This window comes from Stenotrophomonas sp. S39 (assembly GCF_016624665.1).
Taxonomy (GTDB): Bacteria; Pseudomonadota; Gammaproteobacteria; order Xanthomonadales; family Xanthomonadaceae; genus Stenotrophomonas.
The window spans coordinates 19,236-33,790 of sequence record NZ_JACVTT010000001.1; the positions used below are offsets into that span (position 1 = coordinate 19,236).

At 61.9% G+C, this 14,555-nt stretch carries 12 protein-coding genes; 5 read left to right on the plus strand and 7 right to left on the minus strand.

The window, feature by feature from the left end; translation table 11 throughout:
* Nucleotides 1-17 precede the first annotated feature (17 nt).
* The gene (locus tag IAE41_RS00100; RefSeq protein WP_234458183.1) at nucleotides 18-1,769 is read right to left on the minus strand and encodes a sensor domain-containing phosphodiesterase; all 1,752 of its coding nucleotides are present in this window, start codon (nucleotides 1,767-1,769) and stop codon (nucleotides 18-20) included.
* Nucleotides 1,770-2,040: 271 nt separating this feature from the next.
* On the opposite strand from IAE41_RS00100, the gene IAE41_RS00105 reads away from it, so the two are divergent.
* From IAE41_RS00105 to IAE41_RS00115, 3 genes are all read left to right on the plus strand, one after another.
* Entirely contained in the window at nucleotides 2,041-2,493 is a 453-nt protein-coding gene (locus IAE41_RS00105) for a BLUF domain-containing protein (protein WP_200731515.1), read from the plus strand.
* A gap of 501 nt (nucleotides 2,494-2,994) precedes the next feature.
* Nucleotides 2,995-3,606, plus strand: a complete 612-nt coding sequence (locus IAE41_RS00110) for a hypothetical protein (RefSeq protein ID WP_200731516.1) — start codon at nucleotides 2,995-2,997, stop codon at nucleotides 3,604-3,606.
* Nucleotides 3,607-4,215: 609 nt separating this feature from the next.
* Nucleotides 4,216-4,797, plus strand: coding sequence for a hypothetical protein (locus tag IAE41_RS00115; RefSeq protein ID WP_200731517.1), 582 nt, complete (start codon nucleotides 4,216-4,218; stop codon nucleotides 4,795-4,797).
* Here the strand turns inward: IAE41_RS00115 and IAE41_RS00120 are convergent.
* Both IAE41_RS00120 and IAE41_RS00125 read right to left on the minus strand, forming a co-directional pair.
* Entirely contained in the window at nucleotides 4,737-5,381 is a 645-nt protein-coding gene (locus tag IAE41_RS00120) for a response regulator transcription factor (RefSeq protein WP_200731518.1), read from the minus strand. The genes IAE41_RS00115 and IAE41_RS00120 overlap by 61 nt on opposite strands.
* 157 nt (nucleotides 5,382-5,538) lie before the next feature.
* Nucleotides 5,539-5,790, minus strand: a complete 252-nt coding sequence (locus tag IAE41_RS00125; protein WP_200731519.1) for a hypothetical protein — start codon at nucleotides 5,788-5,790, stop codon at nucleotides 5,539-5,541.
* Nucleotides 5,791-6,082: 292 nt separating this feature from the next.
* On the opposite strand from IAE41_RS00125, the gene IAE41_RS22675 reads away from it, so the two are divergent.
* Nucleotides 6,083-6,235: a hypothetical protein gene (locus tag IAE41_RS22675; protein ID WP_325166958.1), complete on the plus strand. Its 153-nt coding sequence runs from the start codon at nucleotides 6,083-6,085 to the stop codon at nucleotides 6,233-6,235.
* A 27-nt stretch (nucleotides 6,236-6,262) separates the two neighbouring features.
* Here the strand turns inward: IAE41_RS22675 and IAE41_RS00135 are convergent, their stop codons facing one another.
* From IAE41_RS00135 to IAE41_RS00145, 3 genes are all read right to left on the minus strand, one after another.
* Nucleotides 6,263-6,943, minus strand: a complete 681-nt coding sequence (locus tag IAE41_RS00135; RefSeq protein WP_325166959.1) for a YoaK family protein — start codon at nucleotides 6,941-6,943, stop codon at nucleotides 6,263-6,265.
* 60 nt (nucleotides 6,944-7,003) lie between these two features.
* Complete coding sequence (locus IAE41_RS00140) at nucleotides 7,004-8,551, minus strand: sensor domain-containing diguanylate cyclase (protein WP_234458184.1); 1,548 nt, start codon at nucleotides 8,549-8,551, stop codon at nucleotides 7,004-7,006.
* A gap of 678 nt (nucleotides 8,552-9,229) precedes the next feature.
* A complete protein-coding gene (locus IAE41_RS00145; protein WP_200731522.1) occupies nucleotides 9,230-9,658 on the minus strand; it encodes a BLUF domain-containing protein in 429 nt (142 codons plus the stop codon).
* Between the two features lie 452 nt (nucleotides 9,659-10,110).
* On the opposite strand from IAE41_RS00145, the gene IAE41_RS00150 reads away from it, so the two are divergent.
* A complete protein-coding gene (locus tag IAE41_RS00150) occupies nucleotides 10,111-12,873 on the plus strand; it encodes a PAS domain-containing sensor histidine kinase (protein WP_200731732.1) in 2,763 nt (920 codons plus the stop codon).
* On the opposite strand, the gene IAE41_RS00155 is transcribed toward IAE41_RS00150, so the two are convergent.
* A complete protein-coding gene (locus IAE41_RS00155; protein ID WP_200731733.1) occupies nucleotides 12,830-13,177 on the minus strand; it encodes a response regulator in 348 nt (115 codons plus the stop codon). The two genes, IAE41_RS00150 and IAE41_RS00155, sit on opposite strands and share 44 nt — an antisense overlap.
* Nucleotides 13,178-14,555: the final 1,378 nt, after the last annotated feature.

The window sequence follows — 14,555 nt, forward strand, 5'->3', positions numbered from 1 at the left end:
TATCAAACCGCCTCGGGTCAGAGCGCAAGGAGCTCGGCCAACTCAATGGCGCTGATGGGTCTGGAAAGCGCGAAACCTTGAATTTCGTCACACCCAAGGCCTTGGAGCTTGGCGACCTGATCGCTTGTCTCCGCTCCTTCAGCGACGGTGGAGTAGCCCAAATCATGGGCCAGACCGACGATCGCTTGGACCTTGAGCAACGCGCGTTGGTCTTCGGAAATATCGTCTATCAGCGACTTGTCGAGCTTGAGCGTGTGAATGGGCAACTCGGTCAGGTATCCGAAATTGCTGTAGCCGCTGCCGAAGTCATCCACCGCGAGCCGAATGCCTGACGAGGCCATCCGCTTGAGTTGCTCGCCCGGCAGCGAGTTGACCCGCAGCCATTCTCCCTCGGTGATCTCGACCTCCACGTCCTGGCAATCCAACCCCTGCGCGTGGATTTTGGCCACGAGTTCATCGGCCATTCCTTGCCGTGCGACATCCCGAGCGGAGAGGTTGATGGAAAGGCTCAACGCAAGGCCCGCACGCTTCCATTGCGCCAATTGTGCCAATGCATGGTCGATGACCCACTCGGTGACCCCCTCCATCAGTGCAGTGCGCTCGAAGACGGGGATGAATTCGGCAGGACTAACTGGGCCAAGCTGCGGGTGGTTCCAGCGGATGAGCACTTCCGCAGACACCGGTTGAAGGTTGCTGGATCGAAAGCGCGGCTGGTAAACCAAATGGAACTCGTCCTGCAGCAGCCCGTGCCTGGCGTCGGCCGCCAGACGGTAGCCCCGTCGCAAGCCTTCATCGCGCTGGGCGGAGTACCAGTTGAAGCTCTCGTGGGCCGCGATGGCAGAGTGGAGGCCGATCAGCATCTTACGGATGACGTCATCTGCGTTGTCTCGGCCGAGTTCCGCCTCGCAAATTCCCGCGTGGAAAAGCGGCGACATCGGAACCTCTGCTGCCATCATCGGGCGGGTAAGTCGCACCCGAAGTTCCTCGACCAGGCGCTCGATGGCCTCGCGGCTTGGGAGTTCCACGACGAAAGCAAAGCGGGTCACGCCGACGTGGTAGACCTCTGCCAACCCATCCAGGGCAACTTTCACCCGGACGCCAGCGCGTTTGATGAGGGCTTCCAGGGGAGCCATGCCCAGCACTTGGCCCGCCTCGTTTGCACGCGGAAGATCAAGGACGTCCACGAGCACTGCAAAGCATGTTCGGCCGGGCGACCTTGCTGACCAAGCTTTGAAGTCGATTGAAAACTGGTGCCGGTTGGGGAGGCCGCTGACCGGCTCTCGCCGCCCCGTCAGTGCACGCAGCTCCAGCTGGTCCATCACCGCCATGCCGAGCGTCTCCAGCTGACGCCGCTCGGCTTCCGAAAACTCCCGGGCCTGTTTGTCCATCACGCACAACGCGCCGATGGCGGTCCCGTTCTGCGCGATGAGCGGAGCCCCTGCGTAGAACCTTAAATGCGGGGCGCCGGTGACAAGAGGATTGGATGCGAATCGCGGGTCACGTCGCAGATCAGGCACGACCATGACTTCCGCTGAGCCAATCGTGTGCGCGCAGATCGAATCGCGGATGTTCATCTCGCTCATCGGCAGGCCCTTTCGGGCAATCAGCCGTTGGCGATCAACCTCTACGAGGGACACAAAGGCCACGGGGGCGCGGAAAGTATGCGTCGCCAACTCGGTCAGGCGATCCAAAGAAGCCCCGGTCACGTCGTTCAACGCGTTGAGGCTGCCCAATGTAGACATGCGTTCTTCGGAGCGGGTGGGGGACATGCGATGCAACCGATCAGTAGATGAACAGGTGTATCAACCATACGCCGAGATCCGACGCGCAGCCAAGTGGGAAACTACGAGGGGATTGCCTCCTGCCACAAATGGTCTTGCCTCATTGCGGGGCTGGTCAAGAGTTTCACCATTTCCTTGATCTGAGACGGCGACATTCTGAAGCGTTTATCCGTTTCGCAAAGGTGGATCTGCGTCACGACTGAGTCGGCTACCCGCCATTAGAATTTGGTGTCCTGGGGTGACCGTGAGGGAGGGGATCATGCCCATTCGCGCCATTGCCTATTCCAGTAGTGCAATTGAAGACTTGGCCACTGATCGCTTGGCAAATCTCATCAGCGATGCCGCCGCTTTTAATTTGCAAGCCGGAGTGACTGGAGTCCTGCTCTACGACGGGGAGAGCTTCCTCCAATACCTGGAAGGCCCCGAGGACGGTGTTCGGGTTGCCTATGATCGAGTGTGCCAATCGTCCAGCCACCGAGAAATTGTGGAGCTGTTTCGGGGGCGTGCGGACAAGCGCCATTTCCCATTCTGGACCATGCATTGCGTGACCGTGCGAGACAGTGAGCTCGACGCCGTCGCCCGTGGCGCTTGGTCTGGTGCGTCCGGTTTAACCCGATGGGATGCATCCGACGGTGCCGTGGTGCGGCTCAAGGCCGCCGTTGCCCAGGATCTTCCGTCGACTGATCCGATATCGCTTTGGCGTCAGGGATAGTTGGTTCAGCACCTTTGTGCTGTGGTCGCGCGCACCGACCAAGCAGTGCAGCAACTGCTCGGACCGCGCCCCATGATCCCGCCCAAACGGCCGCGATTTGCACGGCCGTGGGCAAGCGCCACGTCACCGCGTCTCCAACAGCAAGCACCGCCTCAAACAGTTTCACCGGCCTGACCGACTCCTCTCGATGGCGTGTGCGGGACCCTTGCGGCGCCCGGGCAGGGCGCCAGGCGAACATCCAAAGGCTCTCCTGCCAGAGTGGCACCAGAAGGCCACGCTTGGTGTGCAGGACAGGGGACGGAATCGTCAAATCAGGTTTGGCATATCCAAAATGTCTCCGTGGGGCAGAGAGTGGCGCCACTTGGTCAAGCCGTGGTTGGCGCGATCCTCTCTCCGCTGGATGCTCTTGCCCGACCGACGTCTCATTTCTGGTGGCGGGGCAGCGGTGGTGCCCGCTGACAGCCGCTCCCCGAAGCCCATACTCGTCTGAGAGGGGGGACCATGAACACCAAACGCAACGTGCGTGTGAGCGGGTCGGCTGATTACAGGCCTTGGCCAGAATTGAACCATGCTGCCCGGTCGCTACGCCGGATGGCCAGGGAAGAGGCGGGCTTCCGACTTCACCTGATGACCGGGTCCTTGGTGCTGACTGCCATGGCCGTCGAAGCCTTCTGCGCCACCGTGGGGCCGAAAGCGCTTCCCGAAGCTTGGCACCATGGACGAGCCCCAGTCGTACGGAAGCCGTTGGCCCGTCAGCTGGAGCTCATCGGAGCAGGGGTAGGGGTCTTCGTAGACTTCGACCTTGAACCCTGGACGTCGGTGCGCCAGCTGCTGGAGGCTCGCTCAGACCTGCTGGTGCCCAAGCCGGGTTTCGGCGTGGACGAGGTGTTGAGCGTGGACGAGGACGCTGATGCCAGATTCGATGCCCACATGACCGTGCAGGCGCAGCACCGAACGCTTCATGGGATCGCCGATCTAGAACGGGTGGCGGTCGAAGTAAACCGAGGGTTGCTCTACCTATGGGACGCGGCTGGAGGTGACGAACTGGCTCTGAACGTGCTGGAGGCCGCTCAATGGACGGTGACCGAGGTGCCGGGGAGCGGGCAGCCTTGAACCACGCCCGGTTTACCGGGTTGTATCGGGGCGGGGTTTGCGCATTCTGATGCACATGCCAGCATGAATAGGCGACCTTTTATCTGCTTCCTTGAAAATATTGGACGTATTTGTGGCCGCGTGATGTCTCAATCCTCGATCGATACGCGTAGCCCTGCTCTCGGCATCCTCAGCCCGGTTCAGAAAAAAGGGCGGTCACCTGGGCTGCCCATGACACACCGGGCAGCCCATTGCAGAAGAACAGGCCCGCGGAGCAATAGGTCAGAACAATTCGGAGAAGTGCTAGCAGGCAGCGTGTAAAACCGGCATCGGCGTCGCCAATTGGCGGCCTTTCCAGGACAGCAATACTGGCCTTTCGCCGGTAAAACCGATCAATCGCATTTTCCACACACAGCAGCGAGCCGGGGGCGTCGCTGCACGGTGATCATCAAAGACCCCTAGTGGAAAAATTGTGAATGGACTGGGCGTTGGCCGCAGCCTCGTCGGTGGCAACGCACGCGGCGGGAGAGGCGTTCAGCGCCTCAAAATCGATTGCGGAGCCTGCCCTTAAACGATCTTCGGAATATGTGCTGCTGGCCGATCCACCTCAACATGGAGGTTTGTAATCCGATGAATAACGTCCGGCCCAATGCTGGGGCTGATGGTTTCTCCGACTGGGAGTTGCTGTTCCGCCTGGAAATGATGGCCCGAAGCATGCGAGGCTTGTTTGATCACCGGCCCATCGCCCCAGGCGATGATCGCTTCAGTGGAGCATCAGCCGCCCGGGTGAACCCGATGGCCGAGGTGATGGAGCGGCTGGTTCTTTTGGGGGGTGTTGGCGATCCAAGTTCCCTGAAGACCAGCGATGCTCGCCAGGCCCTTCGACGTGCTCTGCTTACAAGCGAGATCGGGCGGGGACTGCTCCTGCCGCCCAACCTCCAAGACAAGCTAGAGCGCGATCTCTGCCTTGCCCTGGCTGAGGCGACTGACTCCATTGCAGACGGGGCCGCAGCAAGCGCAGCCATCAAGGTTCTGGTGGACCCGTGCACGCTCCGGCACCTGGCGGCCTTGGTCGAGAGCAACGAAGGGTCTGGGGTGTCTCCAGCGAGCACCGTGCAAGTCTTCCTGCAGACCTTGGCCGTGGGCCAATCTCAGGAGGAGTCCAACAGCCCCTCGTTCTTCGCTACATCCAACATCGCGGCGACGGACTGAACTCCGAGCTGGCGCATGATGGCCCTCTTGTGGGATTCGACCGTGCGCAGGGACAGGTGAAGCGCCTCAGCGATGTCCGGTGCGGAGCGACCGCCAGCGACGAGCTTTAAGACCAGTTGTTGCTTGGTGGTCAGGGACGGTCGTTGGCGAGCCAAGTCTTCCCGTGTCGCGATCAGCGATGCAGCCACGTAGGTGTATCCCGTTTGGACCGCTGCAATGGCCCGCTCAAGCTCTTGCACGGGGCACCGGCGATGCAGAAATGCCTTGGCTCCTGCCTCCATCGCTTGGGCTGCTACGGCGGCAGTGGCTTCAGCAGGCAAAAAAACGAATGCCGCGTTCGTGCCCTTTGTCAGCATCTCCCGCATCAGGGACACGCAGCTGGTGCCGGCAACGTAAAGATCAGCCAAGACAAGCGCTTCCGCTCCCAGGCTGAGGTCGGCCCTTAACGACTGAGCGGTCGTGGCAACGCTGACGTGCTCAAAATGCTCGCCAACCAAGGATGCAATCCCTTCCGCGACAATGCTGTAGCTGTCGACCACAACCAAACGGCGGTAGGGGAGGGCGGTGGTGCTGGCAGAAGACAAGGAGGGGTCCTTCAAGGTGTTGGGCGCAGGATGTCCGGGCGCGGCTAGAGACTACACCCCCGTCCCCCAACCGAAGCTGTTGGCCGGGAAAGCTAAACCATTTAGCAAGGTGCCGCTGGTGTGCAGGCTGTTCTCGTCGGCAGCAACGGGGCGGTAACTACCCCGAGCCTATGGTTTGCTCACGGCATCGCTCCGATGCCATCTGCGGAGAAGTAGCATGGGAACCAACCAGAATCAGCCGGGCCAGGATCAGCAGAACCAGAAGGGCCAGCAGGGCCAGCATAACCAGCAGGGTCAGCGCACGCCCGGTCAGCGCGATGACGAGAACCAGCGCCAGCAGCAGCAAGATCCCAGCCAGCAGCGTGAGCGCGGTGGTCAGCAGGGCAGCCAGGACGAAGAAGAATAACAATCGCCCCCGATCGCCGTCTCCCGGGCCCGGCTTTTGCCGGGCCCTTTGTTTGGGCAATACCTTTTCGCAGGCTGCCGTGTGTTTTCCTCACCTATGGCCGAAGGGCTCGGGGTGTAAGCTAAGGACACTGGATTAAAACGTGCAGGAGTTGGCCGTGAATCCCTCAACCGCTGGCATGGTCCGCTGGCTTAGTTTTCGTCTTCGCAACGGGCAATCGATTGGCCCCGATCGGCTGCTGCAGGCATGGTCTTGGGCCTGCGAACACCCTCGGTGCGCGGTCCGCCGAGAGTCCATGAACGAAGGGCATTGCGTTTACGCGCTGTACGGTCCCGAATCACTTGCATCGCCGAAATTGGCCGAACAGCGAATGCGTGAGTATTTGCTGGATGCAGGATACATCTTCACCATGGGCAGCCTTGGCAGGCGGGAAGCGGCAGCGCAGTGAGCACGCCGTGAGGCGTCGATGCCTTGACTAGGGAGTGCCGTCCGATGGGTGGGTCGTCGGCTTGCTGGCAAGGTGGCATGAGAGCGCCGCGGCCATGGCGGCCGCGCACAGAGCTGGAGCGTTCAACAGCTGGAACCCAAACCTCGGGAATGCCCAGGCTGCGCTGATCCCTCCGCCCACGAAGGCGAAGAGCACCAACGTCCCCAGGGCAAGCCGCCGCCAAGGCAACGGCGCCCCGCGGGTCGATTGGCCCAGCAGCAGCCCCATGTCCGTGAAAAAGCCTGTCAGGTGCGTGCTGCGAATTGCGGAGCCGCTGTAGTAAGTGGTCATGGCGTTTTGAAGGCCACAAGCCGCCGCTGCCATGCAAGCACCCCGGGTCTCGCCCTGGACGAGCGCCCACGCTGAGGCCATCAGCAGCAGGGACTGGCCAGCAAGAAGGCCCACGTAGTGCCATGACAGATCGCGTCTGCGCAACGTTAAACCAGCGACGTAACCACCGGCCACGAAGCTGGCGACCACTGCACCGAGCTGCAGAGCAAGGCCCCACCGACCATTCCCAACGGCGATCGCACCAAGCGAGGTCGTGCCAGTGAGGTGGCTGAGTGCTTGGTGCTCAAACCCCAGGTAGCCGGCTGCGTTCACCATCCCAGCGCTATACGCTAGAACGGTCGTTCCCACCCAAACACCGCTCGGAACGTGCAGACCCACGCCTTGCTCCTGGCATTGTCACAGTGTCCAGTTTGCCAGCCGGAGCGAGCGTTCGGGGCGTCACGACGCAGAGGGGTGGTCCGACCGGCTTCGCTTTTGGTAGAGAACCACTTGGTTCCGTCCAGCATCCTTGGCTCGGTAGAGGGCTTTGTCTGCCTGCCGGATGGCCAAATCTGCGTCACCCTCGGTATCGGGGAAGTGGCTTACACCGGCGGAAATCGTGACCTGTCCCACCGCAGGGAAGGCATGCTCCTCGATCGCTTTGCGCAGCCGCTCTGCCACAAGCACTGCCCCCCGGGCATCGACCCCGGGCAAAAGCATCAAGAACTCTTCCCCACCGAAGCGGCACAGGACGTCCTGCGGCCGCGCATTGGCGCGCATGCAGTGCGCTAGACCGGCGATCACGTCGTCGCCCACGCTGTGACCGTAGCGATCATTCACGGCCTTGAAATGGTCGACGTCGAACGCGATGACCCCAAAGTGGGCGCCGGAGCGGCTGAACTCGCTCAGCGCACGCTCAAGGCCGCGACGGTTGTAGAGCTGCGTCAGCGGGTCGGTGAGCGCAGCGACGTCCAGCTTTCCAATGCGCTCGCTGAAGGACCTGAAGCTCACCAGCACGGCCCTTTTAAGTTGCGCCGCCTCGAAATACCACGAATTGACCAAGCGGACCTTGGAGATTGCCTCGCTGACGTCCTTGGCCTGTGCGTTCCTGGCCAGCTGCCACAGCGGGGCAGAAATGCTCCTTGAAAAGAACCAGATCAAAACCAGCGAGAGAATGCCCAAGGGGGCGGCGTTGCGCAGCACGGTCGACATAAGCCCGCCCAAAGGGGCCAATGTCGCCTCCAGGGGGCGTTGGGCGACCACGCCCCATCCCACGGCAGGCACCGGTGCAAAGCCGGCCAGCATGTGGACGCCGTGGCTGTTGACGGTGTGGAGAGCGCCGGCGCGCCCCTGGCTTACCGCGCGCACCACCTCGTTGCGGATGGCTGACTCTCCGACGCGGTTAGGTTCGGGGTGATACAGGAGCTTCCCATCCCGACCCACCACGTAAAGGTAGGAGCCGTCCCGATAGAAGTGAGTCCCCAACAGGGTGTGCAGGACGTTCTTTTCTTTCAGGTGAATGGACGCGGTGACATAGCCCGCATAGGCGCCTTTCGCGTCAAACACGGGGTGGGAAATGGTGACCACCAGGTTGCCGGTGGGCGCGATGAACGGGTCGCTGACCAGCGGGGAACGACGCTCCAAGGCCTGTTTGTTCGCCGCGCTGGTGAGGGCTTTGCCCTGAAGCTCGGGCATCGCTGGGGAGGCGGCCTTGACCACGCCTGCAGCGTCCACCACCGCCACGGAGTTGAACGAGTCTGTTTGCTGCTTGAGCCGCTCGGCTTCTTCGTCGGGCGTGGAGGGTTGGTCCAGGTGACGGCCGATGTGTGCGGCGCTGGACGCCAGCTGCTGCTGTGCACTGAGCACGAAGTGCTGAGTGGTTTGCGCGAGCTTGTTGGCGTAGACGCGATTCGCTTCCAGCGTGCTGTCGATCAGCTGCTTACGCTGCACCTGATAACTGGCCCACACGGCGTTGCCGAGCATCACCAACGCAGACAGCGTCGCCAATGCAAGGATCAAACGCTGCAGGTTGAGTTGTCGACTGGATGGAATCACTGGGCGCCCCCCGCGCCGGCGCGTAGATCACCGTTTGTTATCGGCCGGAGTTTTCCGAACTGAAGCTTGATCGTGGGCGGCTGTCCCACGTGATTCCGATGTGCTTGTTTCTGCCAAGAAAGTGCCACGTTGCCCGGACAGTCAATGGTCCTCAGGGCGCGGGTCCAGTGGTCATTTCGAAGGGACCTGAATGGACCGAGTTGCTCGCTGTGCCTGCCGATTTCGGGGAGGTTTGATGTAGCCCAGACGGGAAGCGGCACAAAAACTCTTCAAAGCGTGCGCGGCTGATCGCCTGGTGCGTCGAACAGTGCGGGCAGGCGAGCACGCCTGCACCGTTGAGGTCGGTCAAACCCGCGCCGGGCGAAAGGTCCGATGCACGTCCGCAGCTGGAACATTCAGCTGCCACGCGCGTCAATCGGAGGATACGGCCCTCGTCGGACTGCTCAGCGTCAACCGCTTTCAGCGTGAAAATGCCAGTATTAGGCACGGGGAACCTCTCGAAATCGTACTCGGCGAAGCGGCATATCACCGTTAGAAAATCACCTGACCAGCTCTGGACGTTGGGGCGGTCGGCACAAGGGGGACGATGATGTTGGCTCCCCCGTCGCCATCTTGTGAACAGGTTCGCGCTTAATCCGACGCGTTGGCCACCGGAAAGTGAGGCCGCAATACCGAGCAGAGCAACTCCATTCCTGGGCTGTGGGCCACCGATCGTTGCCCAAACTCGTCCCATCCCGCGTTGATCAATCCAGACACGACCGTTTGGCCGGTGTCCAATCGGGTCATTGCCCAGTAAGGGACGGCGCGCTGAGCGATGGGAGCGTCGAGAAGGGGACTCATCAGTCTGTGCGAGCGGCTTTGCTCAATGCGCCGGATCACGGCTTCCAATCCATCGGAGGGCCCCTCGATGTATTGGAAAAACCGGGTTCCATCAACGAGCATGGCTCCGGTAACGCCCGCCATCCGGTTGAACGTCGCCGACTGGGACACGATGGAGCGCAGCTTTTCATCCGAAAAATCAGGTGCGGTGTAGCTTGAGCACGCAAACGCTCTGAGCATGGAAGGGGTCCTGGTGTGACGGGCATCACTATACGGCGGGTGCGGGTAGCGCGTCCCAGTCATCCGTTCAGGGTTCTCCGGCGCCCTTTCGCGTTCAGGCTCAGTGAGCGGGCCTTGCCGCAAGCTGCGTCTCATCCGGCCATCCGCTTGTGCGAAAGCGCTTGAGTTTGAGGCGGCGATCGCTGGCTGCTTGAGGTCTCTTGACGCTCCCCTTCACCCCGTGGCCTAAATTAAGTGCGCGAGTCGCGGTTGGCTGAGGGCATGAGGCCCGATCGGAGCGGCGGCTCACCCCCTTCGCGCCATTTGCAGGAATTGAAGTGCTTCCCAACCGATCCGTCTTTCCTCGCGCCAAAGGGGCCGCTGCCGAGCGGATCAGGAACCACGACTGGGCGAGCACGCCTTTGGGAGCGTCGGAAAATTGGCCATCCGCGCTCAGGAGCGTGGTGGAACTGATGTTGAATTCGCCAGAGAGCATGTATCTGGTGTGGGGCTCAGAGCTCATCTTTTTGTTCAACGATGCCTACACGCCGATCTTGGGCCCACGTCTGGATCGAGCCATGGGAGCGCCCCTGCGCGAGCTGTGGGCCGACGCGTGGCCGGCGGTGAAAGAGCCGATCGAAAAAGCCTTTAGAGGCGAAGGGTCTCGGTTTGAGAACTTACCCATCGCGATGAACCGCTATGGCCAGCACGAAGACACGTGGTGGACCTTCTCGTTCTCCCCGCTCTATGGCGAGCAGGATGGGGTCGCCGGCGCCTTCTGTGTGACCAAAGAGGTGACCAGCCTGATCACGGCCCAGGAGCGGCTCGCCCGTGAGAACGAGCGACTTATCGCGCTGTTTGAGAAGTCCCCGCTTTTCATCGCCTTTTTGCGTGGTCCTGACCATTGCGTCGAGTTGGTCAACCCCGGCTACAGCAATCTCATAGGACGGCGTGAGGTCACCGGCCGGCCTATCGTTGAGGCCCTGCCCGAGGTGCTGGATCAGGGGTATTTGCGGCTGCTGGATGAGGTCTACCGCACCGGAGAACCTTACATCGGAAGCAAAGTAGCCTACGACAGTGGAATCGCTGAATCCGAAGGGAGTCCACTCCACATCGTCGATGTCGTCTTCCAGCCGGTAAGGGGCGACGACGGCGACGTTTGCGGCATTTTCGTTCAGGGCTTGGACATCACCCCTCAAGTGGCCCTTGAGCGCCACCTGTCGCTCACCGAGGCTCGGCACCGGCAGATCTTGGACAGCGCACGCGATTACGCCATCGTGGCCACGGACCTGGAGGGAAACATCACGCTCTGGAACAGCGGCGCGGCAGAGACGCTGCGGTGGAGCGAGGGGGAGGTGCTGGGAGAACACGCTGACCTTTTTTACCTGGACGAAGATCGCGCATCCCGCCGGTTCGAGCACAATATGAAAGAAGCCCTGCTTAGCGGAGGGCTGAGCGGCGAGCGTTGGTTGCGGTCTCGCAGCGGGAAGAAAATTTGGGCGCACGGCGCCATGACCGTGTTGCGCGGAGAAGAAAACCAAGCGGTGGGTTACGTGGTCGTCTTTCGGGATCGTACTGCGGAGCGCGACGCGTCCGAAGCCTTGGCGCAAAGCGAGCGGCGCCTTGGGGCACTGGTGGCCGCGGCCACCCAGTCGCTTTACTCAGTCTCCCCCGATTGGCAGCACGTGGAGCAGATTTATCGCCAAGGGGACATGGCCGAGCTCAAGGCCACTGGGGGCAACTGGCGTGAACAGCTGATCCATCCCGAGGACAGGCCGGAGGTGGAATTGGCCATTGCTCATGCCCGGGAGTTGGCTTCGCCGTTGGAGGTAGAACACCGCGCCTTGCTGCCAGACGGCGCCGTGCGTTGGATCCAGTTGCGGGCGGTCCCGTTGATGGACAGCGAAGGGAACGTCAGCGAGTGGTTCGGTGCAGCCTCCGACATCACCGATCGCCGCGTGGCTCAAGAGCGTTTGCAGCAGCTGACCGCAACGCTTGAAGAGCGGGTGCAGGCCCGCACTGAAGAAATGATGGCGATGGAGGAGCGGCTGAGACAGGGCCAGAAGATGGAGTCCCTTGGCCAACTTACCGGCGGCATTGCCCACGACTTCAACAACATGCTCACAGCGGTTTCCATGGGTTTGGAGCTGTTGGAGATGCGCGTCGGCCAAGGCCGTCTGGAGGACCTGGGTCGCTACGTGGAGATGGCTCGAACGGGGGCCGACCGGGCTGCAGCGCTAACCCAACGACTTTTGGCATTCTCTCGCCGGCAGACGTTGGCACCGTCGGCCATCCACGTGTCGGCCATGGTGAACGGGATGCTCGACATCCTGTCCCGCTCTATCGGGCCCTCCATTGAGATCGAGACGCGGTTGGAGGCAGTGGAGGACATCGTGCGGGTGGATGCGCCGCAGCTGGAAAACGCCCTTCTCAACCTGTGCATCAACGCGCGAGATGCCATGCCGGATGGAGGACGCATCTCGATTGAGACCGAACTCTCACACGTCGATGACGGGCTGGCGGAGCGTTTGGCGCTGACGCCGGGCGCGTATGTTCGCTTGTCGGTCCGGGACACGGGGACCGGCATGGACGCGAGCGTTGTTGAAAAGGTGTTTGAGCCGTTCTTCACCACCAAGCCGATCGGGCAGGGCACGGGCTTGGGCTTGTCGATGATCTACGGGTTCACGCGCCAATCCGGCGGTCAGGTGGCCGTTGACTCCATCCCTGGGGTCGGGACCACGATGCACCTTTATTTACCGCAAAGCACGGCGGATGCCGATGACCGTATCCAGGAAGCGCCCGAGCTTCCCCTTGCCACGTCGCCTGGTCGCTCGGTCCTTTTGGTAGAAGACGAGACCGCCATACGCACGCTGGTGAAAGAGGTGCTGAGCAGTTTGGGCCACCGCGTGACGGAAGCTGCAAACGGCAGCGACGCGCTCGCTGTGCTTGCCAGCGAAAAGCACTTTGATCTGCTGATCACGGACGTGGGCCTGACGGGCTCGCTCAATGGGCGGCAGGTGGCGGACGCAGGCCGGCAGCGGCGTCCGACCCTGCCGGTATTGTTCATCACCGGCTATGCAGCGAGCGTTGCGGTGGGGGCCGGCCAGCTCGAGTCTGGCATGGAGATACTCACCAAGCCGTTCGCCGCCGGGGAGTTGGAGAGAAGAGTGACCGAGTTGTTGCTGGAAGCCGTCAAAGCGTCGAACGAACCGTTCCCAGCAACTCCCGCAGCGTGAACGGCTTCTTGAGCAGCATGACGTCGTTTTGGAGGAAGTGCGGGTCTGCGCCCGACGCGCCCGCGTAACCGGTGACCAGCAGGACCCTCAAAGAAGGGTGGCGTGCCATGGCGTGCTCGGCGAGATCGCGCCCGTTCATCCCTGGCAGGCCCACGTCCGAGATGAGCAGATCGAAGGCGGGCTGCTGCGCCAGGCGCTCCACAGCCGATTCGGCGTCACTCACCGCGGTGATGTCATATCCGCTTTCTTTGAGAACGTCCTGCGTCAATTCGCGGATCGCGACGTCGTCCTCCACAAGAAGGATGCGAGGGGTAGGGGAGGCAGTCACGGCAAACCCGGTTGATCAAAAATTCGAGGGATCATGCAGGACTGGGAGTAAAGCGCTGGTGCATCCGTGTGATGACGGCAATCACTGGCAGGCGAGCGCGCCGTCTCGCCTTGACGCGGTCTTGGCGCGAGCGCTGGATACTCCATCCCCACCCCTTCCCGGCTGGACACTTCCACTATGGCCCGATCCGCCCCCGAATTGCCGGCAGCGTCCCCCCACGCCCTTCGCGTGGAAATCATGCCGCTGGAGTGCGGTGACACCGCGGTGATCGTCGAATTTGAATCCGAACCACCCCCGTCGTGGCGAGCTCTTCTGACGAAGAAGTTGGCAGACGTGGAAGGGCTTGAGCTGGCTTCCGCCCAGTTTGAAGGGCGGATTCTCTACGTGCTGGGTGCGGAGGGGGGAAGGGGAGGAAGCGTCCACAGGGTGAGTCAATTGTTGCGGTCTCTTCCCGGACATCCTGGGGGCTCAAACCTGCTGGATGAGCCTATGGGCCGGGGCGTCCCGGGGCCGGAGCAGGCGCTCGCGACGCACGCCTGAGCGCATTGTTCAAAAGACGAGTTAAACGCCCGGCCGGACGAGAGGCCGAGGTCGGTTCGATGGCGCTAGCATCGCAGATTGATCACGCAAGGCAGCTATGTACGTTGAGGTATACCACCGGGTGGGATTTTGGGCTCGGATCACAGGGGCGGAAGGTTGGCGCTGGCGGCTGGTGGCGCCACGTGGGCATGTTTTGATGGCTCCCCGGGAGACGTTCGCCAGTCGGCAGGCGTGCTTGGCGGCCTTGGCGCTGCTGCAGATCGGGCTCAGTTCAACGGTGGAGTCGGCCGGAGATGCCCCGAACGCGCTGGGCGCGGCCCCCTCACCATGTCCCGCCCTTTCAGCGCCATGACGGCCGCCCCAGGTTGTGCAAGTCATGGTCACACCGCCGGCATCCAATGCGGACCAGGTCTGAGCCATCGGGGGCATTCGCTTGAGTGCGACTTCCTGGGGCGCAGGATGAGCAGGGGCGGGATAGAAGGGATCAGTTGAGGCTGGAGGCGTTCGCGTGCACACTGCTTTTGAGCAGTCAGGGTTCGAGGGCCATGGGCACTTCCAAGCCGGCCAAAGATTTGAGACGGGTCACCTTGTCGGTGGGAGAGCATGTTTACACCTCCGAGATTTGGCGGATCAGTGAAAGCCGCTGGGTCCTCCTTGCTGTCGAGGTGCACGGCGTGGGTGGGCGCTCGGGTTTGGGAATCAAAGCGCCGTCGTGCCTCCAAGTGTTGGAAGCGGGGGAGCGGATAGCGTCTGAAATTCTCAACAACCCCTCTGACTGATCGGGCGCTGGAGGGTTAAATCGACTGTATGGGTC

Excerpts from the sequence above, each read along its gene's own strand:
- IAE41_RS00115 (WP_200731517.1), top strand. The coding sequence starts at position 4,216 with ATGAATAACGTCCGGCCCAATGCTGGGGCTGATGGTTTCTCCGACTGG.
- IAE41_RS00145 (WP_200731522.1), bottom strand. The coding sequence starts at position 9,658 with ATGCTCAGAGCGTTTGCGTGCTCAAGCTACACCGCACCTGATTTTTCG.
- IAE41_RS00105 (WP_200731515.1), top strand. The coding sequence starts at position 2,041 with ATGCCCATTCGCGCCATTGCCTATTCCAGTAGTGCAATTGAAGACTTG.
- IAE41_RS00150 (WP_200731732.1), top strand. The coding sequence starts at position 10,111 with ATGTTGAATTCGCCAGAGAGCATGTATCTGGTGTGGGGCTCAGAGCTC.
- IAE41_RS00110 (WP_200731516.1), top strand. The coding sequence starts at position 2,995 with ATGAACACCAAACGCAACGTGCGTGTGAGCGGGTCGGCTGATTACAGG.
- IAE41_RS00100 (WP_234458183.1), bottom strand. The coding sequence starts at position 1,769 with ATGTCCCCCACCCGCTCCGAAGAACGCATGTCTACATTGGGCAGCCTC.
- IAE41_RS22675 (WP_325166958.1), top strand. The coding sequence starts at position 6,083 with ATGAACGAAGGGCATTGCGTTTACGCGCTGTACGGTCCCGAATCACTT.